10 protein-coding genes are annotated in these 12,206 nt (G+C 69.8%); 6 read left to right on the top strand and 4 right to left on the bottom strand.

What is annotated here, in order from left to right:
* Positions 1–64 precede the first annotated feature (64 nt).
* Positions 65–850, top strand: coding sequence for a metallophosphoesterase (locus ACYQ2W_RS10555; RefSeq protein ID WP_459866162.1), 786 nt, complete (start codon positions 65–67; stop codon positions 848–850).
* A complete protein-coding gene (locus ACYQ2W_RS10550) occupies positions 847–1,866 on the top strand; it encodes a CgeB family protein (protein WP_459866159.1) in 1,020 nt (339 codons plus the stop codon). The genes ACYQ2W_RS10555 and ACYQ2W_RS10550 overlap by 4 nt, the downstream gene beginning before the upstream one ends.
* Here the strand turns inward: ACYQ2W_RS10550 and ACYQ2W_RS10545 are convergent.
* The 3 genes from ACYQ2W_RS10545 to ACYQ2W_RS10535 are packed head-to-tail and all read right to left on the bottom strand — an operon-like array spanning position 1,863 to position 4,821.
* Entirely contained in the window at positions 1,863–2,726 is an 864-nt protein-coding gene (locus ACYQ2W_RS10545; RefSeq protein WP_459866156.1) for an FkbM family methyltransferase, read from the bottom strand. The genes ACYQ2W_RS10550 and ACYQ2W_RS10545 overlap by 4 nt on opposite strands.
* Positions 2,723–3,358: a class I SAM-dependent methyltransferase gene (locus ACYQ2W_RS10540; RefSeq protein ID WP_459866153.1), complete on the bottom strand. Its 636-nt coding sequence runs from the start codon at positions 3,356–3,358 to the stop codon at positions 2,723–2,725. The genes ACYQ2W_RS10545 and ACYQ2W_RS10540 overlap by 4 nt, the downstream gene beginning before the upstream one ends.
* Entirely contained in the window at positions 3,355–4,821 is a 1,467-nt protein-coding gene (locus ACYQ2W_RS10535; RefSeq protein WP_459866150.1) for a hypothetical protein, read from the bottom strand. Before ACYQ2W_RS10535 ends, ACYQ2W_RS10540 begins: the two co-directional genes overlap by 4 nt.
* A gap of 155 nt (positions 4,822–4,976) precedes the next feature.
* Here ACYQ2W_RS10535 and ACYQ2W_RS10530 point away from each other — a divergent pair, with 155 nt between their 5' ends.
* Genes ACYQ2W_RS10530 through ACYQ2W_RS10520 form a run of 3 tightly spaced genes read left to right on the top strand, consistent with a single transcriptional unit; the run spans position 4,977 to position 8,498 of the window.
* On the top strand, positions 4,977–6,095 hold the full coding sequence (locus tag ACYQ2W_RS10530; RefSeq protein WP_459866147.1) for an SGNH/GDSL hydrolase family protein: 1,119 nt from the start codon (positions 4,977–4,979) through the stop codon (positions 6,093–6,095).
* A gap of 1 nt (position 6,096) precedes the next feature.
* On the top strand, positions 6,097–7,242 hold the full coding sequence (locus tag ACYQ2W_RS10525; RefSeq protein WP_459866143.1) for a glycosyltransferase family 4 protein: 1,146 nt from the start codon (positions 6,097–6,099) through the stop codon (positions 7,240–7,242).
* Positions 7,239–8,498: a glycosyltransferase family 4 protein gene (locus ACYQ2W_RS10520; RefSeq protein ID WP_459866140.1), complete on the top strand. Its 1,260-nt coding sequence runs from the start codon at positions 7,239–7,241 to the stop codon at positions 8,496–8,498. Before ACYQ2W_RS10525 ends, ACYQ2W_RS10520 begins: the two co-directional genes overlap by 4 nt.
* Here ACYQ2W_RS10520 and asnB read toward each other — a convergent pair.
* Positions 8,465–10,288, bottom strand: coding sequence for an asparagine synthase (glutamine-hydrolyzing) (gene asnB / locus ACYQ2W_RS10515; RefSeq protein ID WP_459866137.1), 1,824 nt, complete (start codon positions 10,286–10,288; stop codon positions 8,465–8,467). The genes ACYQ2W_RS10520 and asnB overlap by 34 nt on opposite strands.
* Before the next feature lie 133 nt (positions 10,289–10,421).
* Here asnB and ACYQ2W_RS10510 point away from each other — a divergent pair, with 133 nt between their 5' ends.
* The gene (locus tag ACYQ2W_RS10510; RefSeq protein WP_459866134.1) at positions 10,422–11,774 is read left to right on the top strand and encodes an O-antigen ligase family protein; all 1,353 of its coding nucleotides are present in this window, start codon (positions 10,422–10,424) and stop codon (positions 11,772–11,774) included.
* Positions 11,775–12,206 lie beyond the last annotated feature (432 nt).

Below are 12,206 nucleotides of genomic sequence, written 5' to 3'. Positions count from 1 at the left end.
GCGAAAGGAGTATAATCGCCGAGCCCCCTTTGCAACGTCAATGAAAGAGCTGGTTTTCCTCCTGATGTGGTCGCGTCTCGTCCGCCGTCTGCTTCCCGCCCGCCGCCGTCCGCCCTCCCTCCCCGTGGGGGTTCGCGTCTATGCGATCGGCGACGTCCATGGCCGCGACGACCTGCTCGGTGTGCTGCACCGCAGGATCGCGGAGGATCTGGCGCGCTCGCCCGCCGCCGGTGAGGTGGTGCTGATCCACCTGGGGGACTACGTCGACCGCGGGCCGGCCAGCCGCGCGGTGCTGGAGCGGTTGCTGGGGCCGCTCCCGGCGGGGATTACCGCCACGGTCCACCTGATCGGCAACCACGAGGAGCTGCTGCTCGCCTTCCTCGACGATCCCGGCGTCGGCCGCGCTTGGCTGCAACTGGGGGGGGATGCGACGCTGGCCGACTACGGCGTCCCGCTCACCCCCGATGTTCCCCCGGCGGCGCGTTTCGCGGCGTTGAGCCGTGCGCTGGGCGAGGCGATGCCCGCCACCCACCGCGCGCTGCTTCAATCGCTGGTGCTCCACCACCGGATCGGCGACTACCTCTTCGTCCACGCTGGCATCCTCCCCGGTCGCTCGTTGGAGCGGCAGCGGCGCGAGGAGCTGCTGTGGATCCGCGACGAGTTCATCCACTCCCGCGCCGACCACGGCGTAATGGTGGTCCATGGCCACCACATCGTCCCCGCCCCCGAGGAGCATCCCAACCGCATCGCCATCGATACCGGCGCCTACCACAGCGGCGTGCTCACCGCCCTGGTGCTGGAGGGCAGCGCACGGCGCTACCTCTCCAGCACCCTCGGGGATTGCGTTTGAAGATCCTCTACGCCGCCGCCCTGGGGGGCACCGCGCTGCACCGGATGCACGCCCTGGAGCGGGCCGGCCACGCGCTGACCCCGTTCGATTTCGCCCCCTACCAAGCGGCCGGCGGCGCTCTGCTCCGGCGCCTGCGCCAGCGCCTGCTCGTCGGTCCCACGGTGGCCCGCCTCAACCGTGACCTGAGCGCGGCGGTGCGCCGCGGGGGAGGCGATCTGGTGTGGCTCGACAAGGGGCAGATGGTCCACCCCGACACCGTCGCCCGTCTCGCCGCTGAGGGTCACCGCCTGGTCCACTACAGCTCCGACCTCCCCAGCTCGGTGCGCGGCGACCCCGGCTGGCGTCTGGTGCGCCGCGCGGTGCGTCACTACCACGCGGTGGTCGTCCCCAGCCGCGGCCACGACGCCGAATACCGCGCCCTCGGCGCCCGCCACATCCTGCGCATGCCGTTCGGCTTCGAACCCGGCGTCCACCGGCCGCCGCCGGCCGGCTGGGACGCCGGCGAGTGCCGTTACGACGTGACCTTCATCGGTACCCCCTACGAGCAGCGTCCCGCCTTCCTGCTGCGCCTGGTGCGCGACTACGGTATCCGGGTGAAGGTCTTCGGCGACCGCTGGGAGCGCCATCTCGGCGCCGAGGAGTTGCGATTGCTGGAGGTCGAACCCGGCGTGTACGGTGCCGACTATCGCGAGGCGATCTGGCGCTCGCGCATCCTGCTCGGCTTCGTCACCCACGCCATGCACCACGCTAGCGCCCGCCGCTGGAGCGAGATCAGCGCCTGTGGCGGTTTCCTGCTGGCCGAGCGGACCGCGGAGGCGGGCGAGTGGTTCGAGGAGGGGCGGGAGGCGGCCTTTTTCGGCGATGAGCGGGAGTGTGCGGAGCGGATTCGCCACTGGCTCGCCCACCCCGCGGAGCGCCGCGCGGTGGCCGCGGCGGGGATGCGCCGCACCCGCGAGGAGCGGGAAAACGATCGCCTGATGGCCGCCGCGGTGGAGGCGGCGGTCCGTCTCGCTTAGCCGGGAAGGGCGACGACGGCCTCGGCGACGCCGATCGAGGAATCGGCCAGCGGGGTTAGGCGGTAGTCGCCCCTGCCGCCCGCGGCGGAGAGGGCGAACAGCGAGTAGCCGCGCAGCAGCGCCAGGGTGCCACGGGCGGCGGCATCGCATCGGGTGCGCTCGCTGGTCTCGAACAGGATGGCCGGCGAGCGGTCGGCGAGGGTCCCCGCCATACCCGCCAGGACCGCTGGCTCGAACCCCTCCACGTCGATCTTGACCAGGTCCGGCGGGGGGAGTGAATCCCGCTCGACCAGCGCGTCGCAGCGCTGCACCCTGACCCGCCGTTCGCAGGTGTTGTTGGCGTTGTAATCGGCGAGCAGCGAGGCGGTGCCGGTGTTGGCGAAGCGCCTCGAATCGGGGTAGTGGATGGTCGCTTCGCGGTCGCTGTCACCGAGGGCGGTCTCGACGACGGTGACGTTTTCCAGATCGTTGCGCGCGATCTTCTCCTCGATCAGGGCGACGTTTTGGGGCAGCGGTTCGAACGCGACCACCTGACGGCAACGTCCGGCGAGAAAGAGGGTGTGGTGGCCGACGTTGGCACCGATGTCGTAGGCGACGATCCGGCGCCCGAGGCGTTTTTCCAGGCGATCGATGAGATCCCCGAGCAGGGTGAGTTCGTGTCGCGCGTAGGCGCCGTAGTAGTAGACCGACCAGTCGATGAAGCGTTGGAGATTGCCGGGATAGCGCATCCCGTGAAAGGCGACCTCGAACGGGTGATCGGGGCAGCGGTCGGGATCGTCGAGCAGGCGCAGCAGGCGCTCCTTGCCGCGGAGCGGCGGGAGGTGGCGGCCGATGAGGCGGGCGAGGGGGCGCAGCGTCACCTGCGGCACTCGATACCGAGGGCGTCGCGCCAGCGCCCCTCGTCTTCCACCTCGCGGTAGCGCGGTTCCGCGGAGTCGCCGAAGCGGGCGCGGCGGATCTCCCGGAAGCCGGCGCCTTCCAGCTCCGCGGCGAGCGAACGGAAGTCCCACATCCAACGATGGCGGGAGTTGCCCAGCCACTCCCGGAGCAACCCGGCGAGGCTCCGCGGACGGCTCTCCCAGCCCAGTTCGGTACGCTCCATCAGCGACAGTGCGGCGGCGGCGGAGGGGTCGTTGCGGTAGCGCTCGACCTCCACCTCCAGGTCGGGTACCACCAGCCGAAAACGCCCGTCGGGACGGAGCAGGCGATGGCTCTCGGCCAGCGCGGCGCGCAGCTCGTCGAGGGCGAGGTGTTCCAGCACGTGGGAGCAGTAGAGGGCGGCGCAGCTGGCGTTCGCCAGCGGCAGGCCGTCGGCCACGTTGCCGTAGCGGACGTTGGCGGGGAAGCGCTGCTCGTTGCGGGTGTAGAGCCGCCAGATCAGCGGCAGGCGCTCGAAGCGCAGGGTCGGCGAGGCATCGAAATTGAGCCACCCTTCGGGGGCGCACCAGCCGCAGCCGTACTGGAGATAGGTCGGGTCGTTGGCGAGGCTCATGGCGGACTCCTCGACGGTGCCTCCTGGCTGATCCGCCCCCAGCCGTTGTGTGAGAAGCTGAGCAGCACGGTCAGCGGGGCGATTGCCACTACTAGGCGCAGCACGTTGACGGTCGTGGCGACGAAGCTCTTCTCCACGGTGAGGTAGTGGGCGAGGATCAGGGAGAGGACGATCACCTGGAAGAACTCGTTGCGGACGATACGCATCAGCAGCGCCAACAGCCCGCCGGAGATCAAGGTCAGCAGTGCCGCGTAGGGGATGCCGAACCAGCCGAAGTCCATATAGGCGACGGTGAGCAGCGAATCGGCGTAGTCGGTGTAGTCGGCAAGGCCGAAATCGGGATTGCGCATCTCGCCGATACCCCCCAGTTCGACGACCGCTTCGTTTTTTTCCGGGAGAAAGGTGGAGGGGATGCCCATCACCAGCTCGGCGGCGGAGGCCCTGCCGAGGCCGAACCGGGGATTCTCGTACCCCCCCAACTCCTTGAGGTAGTCGATGATGAACATGCGTGACGGCAACGCCCTGGTCTGCGATTCGATCACCTCGTTCCAGTCGCCCTCGAACCGGTCGGCGGCCGCGCCGATGCGGTCGAGCAGGTTGGCGGTGTCCTCCCACTGCGTCCAGCTCTGCTGGATGTCCATGCGCTGGGCCTGAAACACCGTGGAGGTGACGATGAACAGCGGAGTGGTCACCGCGAGGAACAGCGCCAGCGGTCGCCAGTTGAGCCGCATGTCGCGGGACCAGGCGAAGATCAGGAAGAAGGTGGTGAAGTGGGCTGCCAGCTCGCGCCGCCCCTGTCCCATCAGGATCAGGGTGAGCAGCGGCAGGAAGAGCAAGGCGAGCAGGATCAGCGGCTCCCTGGCCCCCTCGCGACGCTTGCCCACCAGCCAGCCGAAATAGCCGCTCAAGGCGATGGAGAACTGATAGAGCAGGTGTTCGGTGATCGGTAGCTGGTTGTCGGCGCCGAAGCTGCGGTATTCGATGCGCCCCTCGAGGACGAAGTCCACCAGCACCAGCCAGAGCAGCGCCAGGGAGAGGAGCACGAATTGCGGGACCGGGGGGGCCGGGCGGCTGAGCCGGGCGATGGTGTCGTGCCACCAGCGGTGCTCCAGCGGCGCCACGGCGAGGATCGCGTGGGCGCTGAGGGCGACGAACAGCGCGGCGAAGAAGAGGTCGCGATCGTCACGGTGATCGATCATTCCGAGGTCCCACGGCGTGCCCCAGCCGAGACCGATGAAGGCGCCGATTCCGTACCAGATGAGCAGCGCGCTGCCGTGGATGGCACTGAGCGACCAGTGGTTTCTCCAGTCCTGGATCACCTTCATCATGTTGGCCAGCCCGACTAGGCCGAGGCCGAGGAAAGCGAGCGCCATGAAGCCCGAGGAGCTGCCCGCCATGCCGATCGCCAACAGTAGCAGCGAGAGCAGGGAGCCGAGCAGATTGGTGCCCTTGACGCCTTGCACGGAACTCCTCGCGGGTTGGGAAAGTGGAACGTTCGGGGTGCTTTGACCCGGTCGGCCATTGTATCCCAGAATACGCCCTTTATCCGGTCCCCCGTCTCGCGGAGCGCCGGTTTTTCCCGAAGCGAGCAACTTCCACCAAACGCCGGCGCCGCCCCATGGATCAAAAACCCCCTGCCCGCCGTACGGTCAAATACGCGGCGATCCTCCTGATCACCCTTTCCCCCCTGCTGCTGCTGGTCACCGGCGAACTGCTCGGGCGGCTCTACCTCCAGGTCCTCAACGGGTCGCCCGGGAGGAGCTACGGCATCTATACCTACCATCCGGTGCTCGGCGCGATCCTGCGGAAGAGCAGCTTCAACACCCGCAAGACCTTCAATAATCTGGGCTTCCAGAGCTACGAAGACGTGCCTGCGGGCCCCAAGCCGCCGGGCGAGCTGCGGCTGGTCGTCTACGGGGGCTCCACCAGTTTCTGCTACAACCTGCCCACCGGCGAGGGGTGGCCGCTGCGCCTGGAGCGTGATCTGCGCGATGGCGGGGTGGCGGCGCGGATGCTCAACGGCGGGGATGTCAGCTGGTCGCTCGGCCACATCAACGTGCGCACCCGCGAGGAGTTCGCCGGGTTGGATGCGGACTGGGTGGTGCTCTACTCGGGAATCAACGAGCTGACCAACGCCCAGCTGGTCGATTTCTACGGCGGCGATTTCGTCGGTGCCGTTCGAGCCGGCGAGCGCGGTGTGTTCAGCCCCCGTCTGGGACAGGACGAGTGGCTGTTCCGCCATAGCCTCTTCTACAAGGCATGGCGTTTCTGGGGGGCGCCGCGTGTGGGGAGATGGTTCTCCTCGGGCGAGCGGCGGACACCGCCCGATCCGAAGGTGGTCGCGGCCAAACGGGAGGCACTGCGCACGGCGGTCGATACCAACTACCAATACCTGTTGCGCGAATTGATAGCATTCTGGCGCAGCCACGGGGCACGAGTGGCGTTCGTCATCCAGGCGATCTCGGATCGCGATCACGTCAACGCACCGCGGGTTGCGGTGAGTCGCCGTGGTGCGGCGGCGGCGGCACAGGCGGGGGCCGTCGTCGTCGATGCCCAGGAGGTGGTGGACGGGTACCCGGGAGACCCGCACAAGCTGTTCATCCACAGCGGCGTTCACTGGACCGCGGAAGGGAGTGAACGGTTCGCCCGTTTCCTGGCCGAAAACATCCCTTTTTCGCAACCGCCGGCGGTACCGTCCAGCGATGAAAGGGCGGGCGGGGCGCGGGAGACGCATTGAGGTGGGAAGGCGGGACATCGTTATTGCCACGGTCGCGCGCTTTCACTACGACTCGCTGGCAATTGGCCTCGACCGTCTCGGGCGGCTGGAGCGCTTCTATTCCGGACTGCCCCGCAGCCGGTTGCGCTGTCCGGAAATTCCGCCGGAGCGGCTCGCCATCTTCCCCTGGCTACAGGTCCCCTACATGGCGCTCTCCCGGTTGGGGAGCGTTCCGCTGCCGCGCCGGACACTGGCGCGCTGGGCACAGCGCAGCCTCGATCGCCACATCGCCCGCACGCTCCCCGAGTGCGCGGTCTACAGCGCCATGTCGGGGTGCGGCGTCCTCTCCGGAGCGGTCGCCCAGGGGCGCGGGGCGCGTTTCGTCTGCGAGCGCGGCGTCGGCCATATCCGCCATGTCGATGAGCTGATGCGCGAGGAGGCGGAGCGTTGGGGGCTTCCCCACGACGCCACCGATCCCGGGATGATCGAACGGGAGGAGGCGGAGTACGCGCTGGCCGATCGCCTGGTGGTGCTCGCCGAGGCCAATGCCCGCACGTTCCTTGCGCGGGGCATCCCGGAGGAGAAGATCCGCGTGGTGCCGCAGGCGATCCTGCCCACCGGGAGCCCGGGGCCGGTGGATCGCGGAGCCGGTTTCCGCGTGCTGTTCGTCGGCGGGATGAACCTGCGCAAGGGGATCGGCTACTTGGCGCGCGCGTTCCGCCGCGCGGCGATCCCCGAGGCGCGGCTGGTGATGGTCGGCACGCCGGGCGAGGAGACCGAGATCCTGCTGCGCGGCGGCGATCACGCCCGCACCGAGCGGCTCGGGCCGCTGGATCATCGGCGGGTGTTGGAGGAGATGCGCCGGGCCCATGTGATGGTGCTGCCCTCGCTGGCCGAGGGGGCGCCGCTGGTCGCCCTGGAGGCGTTGGCCTGCGGCTGTCCGGTGATCGGCACCGACGCCTGGTGCGAGGGGTGTTTCGTCCGTTCGGGGGTCAACGGTCTGGTGGTGCCGGTGCGCGATGAGGAGGCGCTGGCCGCCGCCTTGGTGCGGCTGCACGAGGACCGCGATCTGCTGCGCGCGATGAGTACCGCTGCGCCCGCCTCGGTCCCCCATGGCGGCCGTCCGGAAGAGTACGCCGACCGATGGTTGGCGGCGGTCCTCGATTGAACCCCCGATCGAACCTCCAATCGAACCCCGGACCAGCCCTCTCCACGGCAGCCGGTGAGCAAGGCGGGCCGGGCGGAGAGCGGCCGCGGGTGCTGCTGGTCGGCAACTATCCGCCGGACCGGCAGATCAGCATGGCGCGCTACGCCGAGCTGCTGGCGGAGGGACTGGGCGAGCGCGGCTGGGAGGTGGTGTCGATCAACCCGCAGGCCTGCCTCAACCCGTTTCCCGACGCTCGGCGCGGCATCGCCAAGTGGTTGGGCTACATCGACAAGTTCCTCTGTTTCCCGTGGCGATTGCGCCGCCAGGTGGCGCGTCTCGCCGATCGGCCGCTGGTGGTCCACGTCTGCGACCACTCCAATGCGCCCTACCTGTTCCACCTCGGCGGGGTGGCCGCCACGATCACCTGCCACGATCTCCTCGCCGTGCGTGCGGCGCTCGGCGAGTTCCCGGAGCGGCGCACGCGCTGGAGCGGCCGGCTGCTGCAGCGGGCGGTGGCGGCGGGTCTGGCGCGGGCGCGGCACTGCATCTGCGTCTCGGAGGCGACGCGGCGGGATGTGTTGCGCCTGACCCCGCTGACGGAGACGCGGGTGACGGTGATTCCCCACGCGCTCAACTATCCGTTCCGCCCAATGCCGCCGGCGGAGGCGCGGGAGCGGCTGCGGGGGCTCGCGGCATTGGATGGGGTGCGTGCTGCCGACGGCGGGAGCGTTCCGTTCCTGCTCCATGTGGGGGCGGAGGTCTGGTACAAGAACCGCGCGGGGCTGCTGCGCATCTACCGGGCGTTGCGGCGCCTGGGTGGCGAGGTCCCGCCGCTGCTGCTGGTGGGGGCGCCGCTGCCGGGCGAGGCGCGGGCGTGGCTCGCCGCGGAAGGGCTGGAGCGCTGGGTGCTCGGCGTGGGCCAAGTGGATGGCGAGACGTTGCGGGCGCTCTATTCGCGGGCCTCCGCCCTGCTCTTCCCCTCCCTGGAGGAGGGGTTCGGCTGGCCGGTGCTGGAGGCGATGGCCTGCGGCTGTCCGGTGGCGGCCAGCGACCGCGCGCCGATGAGCGAGGTGGGCGGCGCGGCGGCGGTCTATTTCGATCCGCAGGATCCGGCCGGCGCGGCGAGGGTGGTCGCCCGCCTGCTGGCGGAGGGCGGGGAGGCGCGTCAGCGGCGTATCCGTGACGGCATCGCGCGGGCGGCGGCGTTCTCCTCGGCGTCGATGTTCGCGCGCTACGCCTCGGTCTACCGCGCGCTGGCCGGCGCGGCGGAAAACTGATCGCCGAACATCGCCTGGTGGACGAAGCGCGCCCAGCCGCGCTGCCCGCGTTGCGCCGGTGTGCCGTCCCGCTCGGCGAGCCACGCCCCCGGCGGGGCGCCGAACCCGCTCTTCGGCCGCCGCAGGATCGCCTCGGGCAGGGCGTGGCGCGGGGTGGCGGCCATCGCCGCCTTGCCCGGCGGCGCGGCGCTGATCAGCCAGGGGGCCAGTTCCTGCAGCAGGGTCGCATCGGCGAAGGGGACGCGGATCTCCACCCCGTGGGCCATGCCGGCCCAGTCGGCGTCGCGCAGCAACTGGTTGCGCATGTACCAGCCCGCCTCCAGGGCGATCATGCCGGCGTGGGCGCTGGCCAGTCCGCCGCTGTCGGCCTCCAGGCGTCCGCGCAGGTCGAGCTCGCGCAGCCCCTCCCGGGCCATCTCGAAGCCGAGCAGCGGTTCCAGCTCCCACGGCATGAACAGCGCGCGGCGCAGCAGCCAGGCGTCGCCGAGGGTACCGGCGTATTCGACCACTCCGGCGTACTTCGGTGAGGTGAGGTGCCCGATCCAGGGGGCGGTGGCGCGGCGCAGCAGGCCGCCGAGGGTGCGCGCGGCGGGGGTCCGCGAGCCCCAGCGGACCAGGGCCGGCACCTGGCGGAAGCTGGGGTAGCCGCCGAACAGTTCATCGGCGCCCAGGCCGCTGAGCGCCACCTTGTAGCCGGCCTCGCGCGCCGCCCGTGCGGTCCAGTAGACGTTGATCCCGTCGATGGTCGGTTGATCCATGGCGGCGAGCAGCGCCTCGCGCTCCTCGATGAAGCGATCGATATTCACCAACTGTTCGAAATGGTGGCCTCCCCAACGGGCGGCGAGGGCCTGCGCTTCGTTCCGCTCGTCGCACACCGACGGGTGGTCGAAGGCGATGGTGAGGGTGTCGGCAGCGCGACCTTCCAGCTCTTCGAGCAGTGCGGCCAGGGTCGCCGAGTCGCGCCCCGCGGAGAGCAGCAGCAGGGTCCGTACGTCGCTCACCCGGTGGAGGCGGAGGCTGTCGCGTAGCCGTTCGGCGAGCTGTGGCGTCGGCAGCGGGCGGCCGGCGGGCACGGCTTGGCGCAGCACATCGGGGAGGTCGTAATAGCGTCCGCTGTGGCGGCGTCCGGCGGCGTCGACGCGCAGCCAACTGCCCGGCGCGAGGGCGCGGATGCCGCGGTAGGCGGTATGGGGCTCGGGCACCGAGCCGAGCAGGAAGAAACCGACGTGGCCCGCCGGGTCGGGGGTGGTATCGATGCCATCGCCGGCGAGCAGCGCCTTCACCTGGGAGGCGAGCCGCAGGGTGTGGCCGTCGTCGGCCAGATAGAGCGGCTTGATGCCCAGCGGGTCGCGGGCGCAGAACAGCTCGCCGCGCGTCTCGTCCCAGATGCAGAAGGCGAACATGCCGCGCAGCCGGGGCAGCATCGCCTCCCCCTCGCGGGCGTAGAGGCGGGCGAGCACTTCGGTATCGGAGGTGGTCTCGAAGCGTTCACCCTGCCGTTCCAGCTCGGCGCGCAGGCGCGCGTGGTTGTAGATTTCGCCGTTGAAGACGATGCGCACGCCCCCCCCACCCCGCGGGTGGGGGATCGTCATCGGCTGATCGGCGCGGGGGCTCGGGTCGATGATCGCCAGGCGGCGGTGGCCGAGGGCGGTACGGCGGTCGGCGGCGATCCACGCCCCCGCGCCGTCGGGACCGCGTGCCTCCATGGCGTCACGGATGCACAGCAGCTCCGCGGGGTCAACCGCGGGGGCTTCGGGGGCGTAGGCGTGGAGGGCGACGATTCCGCACATGAGCGCAAGCTTGCAGGATACGTGAAGAATCCGCATCCTTCTTGCCGTTTACGGAAATTCAACCACGCCGCCGATGTCTAGCCTGCCCACCCCCGCCGAGGAAAATTCCCAGCACCTTCCCCAGGAACGCCTGGTGGTTCCGTTTCTGGCCCTGGTAGTGCTCTCGCCGCTGCCTCTGGGGGGCTATCGCGCGTTGCCTTGGAGCCTCAACGCCATCGCCGCCGCGGCGCTGCTGATCGCCTGGGGGGTGCTCTCGCTGCGCAGCGGGAGCCGTCCGCCCATGGGTTTGGCGCGGCTGGCCTTGCCCCTGGTCCTCGCGCTGGCGCTCGTCGCCTGGATGACGGTGCAGGCGCTGGGTGCCGTTCCGCACCCGTGGAGTGCCCCGCTGTGGGGCGAGGTGGCGCCGCTGCTGGGGGGGGCGGTGCCGGCCGCTCCGGTCAGCGTCAACCCCGAGGCGGGCATGGTGATGGCGCTGCGCTTTCTGACCCACGGTGCGATCTTCTTCCTGGCGGTTCAGTTCGGCCGCTCGCGGCGGCGGGCGGAGCGCATCTATACGGTGCTCGCCTACGCCGGGCTGTGCTACGCCGCCTACGGCTTGGCGATGCATCTGGGTGGCTTCAACCGGGTGCTGTGGTGGGAACGCTGGGCCTACACCGATTCGGTCACCTCCACCTTCGTCAACCGCAACCATTTCGCCACCTTCGCCGGCCTGTCACTGGTCTGCGCCTTCGCCCTGTTGGGGCGGTCGCTGCTGCATCGGGGCGCGGCGGGCGGGATCCGGGAGTGGTTGATGCTCCTCGCCGACCTGATGGAACGCCGTCTGTTGCTGGTGTTGACGGTGATGGTGCTGTTCTCGGCGGTGATCCTGAGCCACTCCCGGGGAGGGCTCGCCGCCACCCTCGCCGGGCTGGCGGTGCTCGGCGCGGTGCTCGGTGGTTCGAAGCGGCTGGAGGGCGGCGCGCGGCGCTCGCTCACGGTGATCGGGGCGTTCCTGCTGGTGCCGCTGATCCTGATGATGGGGGGGGAGACGCTGTTTCGCTTCGGCGACTGGAACTTCGGCAGCGACGCGCGCACCGAGCTGTTTCGCCTCACCCTCCAGGCGATCGCCGATGCGCCCTGGCTGGGTCATGGCGGCGGCTCCTTCGCCGACGTGATCCAGCTCTACCTCGATCGCAGTCTGCCCGAATCGGTGCGCTGGGCCCATGCCCACAACAGCTACCTGGAATTCGCGCTGGAGCTGGGGCTTCCCGCCCTGCTGGGGCTGCTGGCGCTGATAGGCTGGCTGGTGGGGCAGTGCGTGGCCGGGCTGTCGCGGCGGCGGCGCGACCGGATCTACCCGGCCGTCGGTATCGCCGCCACGGTGGTGGTGGGGTTGCATGCCCTGGTCGACTTCAGTATCCAGTTGCCCGGGGTGGTCATCCCCTATCTTACGCTGCTCGGTGTGGCCTACGCCCAGTCCTGGCCCTTTCGGCGGCGGGCGCGTTAATCAAGCGCCCCTTTTCGTGTGCGCGCCACGCCCATGGATTGGCGCCGATCAGCATTGTGGCCACCAGCGCCAGCTCGCCACGCGCCCACACCGTCGTGCCGATCCAGGCGGTCGCCAGGTGGAGTGCCGGCAACCCCCGTGGCGGCGCAGATCTGCCGGCCTCCTCCAGGCGGGCCAGCAGGATCGGCAGCGCCACCCGGAAGGGCGGAAAGGCGAAAATGAACTTGCGCGCATCGGTAGTCAATCCATCGTTGCAGGACGGTTCCTCAGGAAAAAAAGGGCGATCAATCCCGCGCACGGCGCGAAACGGAGTTAAAATGAGGTCGCTCGCGCATGAATTCCGGGTTGTTCGCGACACTGACAGTTGAAACAACCCGCCATTTGAGATCATCATTGACCCCGAATCCTTTCTCCATCCCCCGCAGGGAGTAT

The sequence above is a fragment of the Endothiovibrio diazotrophicus genome, assembly GCF_054657215.1.
The sequence above is the reverse complement of the archived record's forward strand: the minus strand, read 5'-3'. Positions and strand labels throughout refer to the sequence as shown.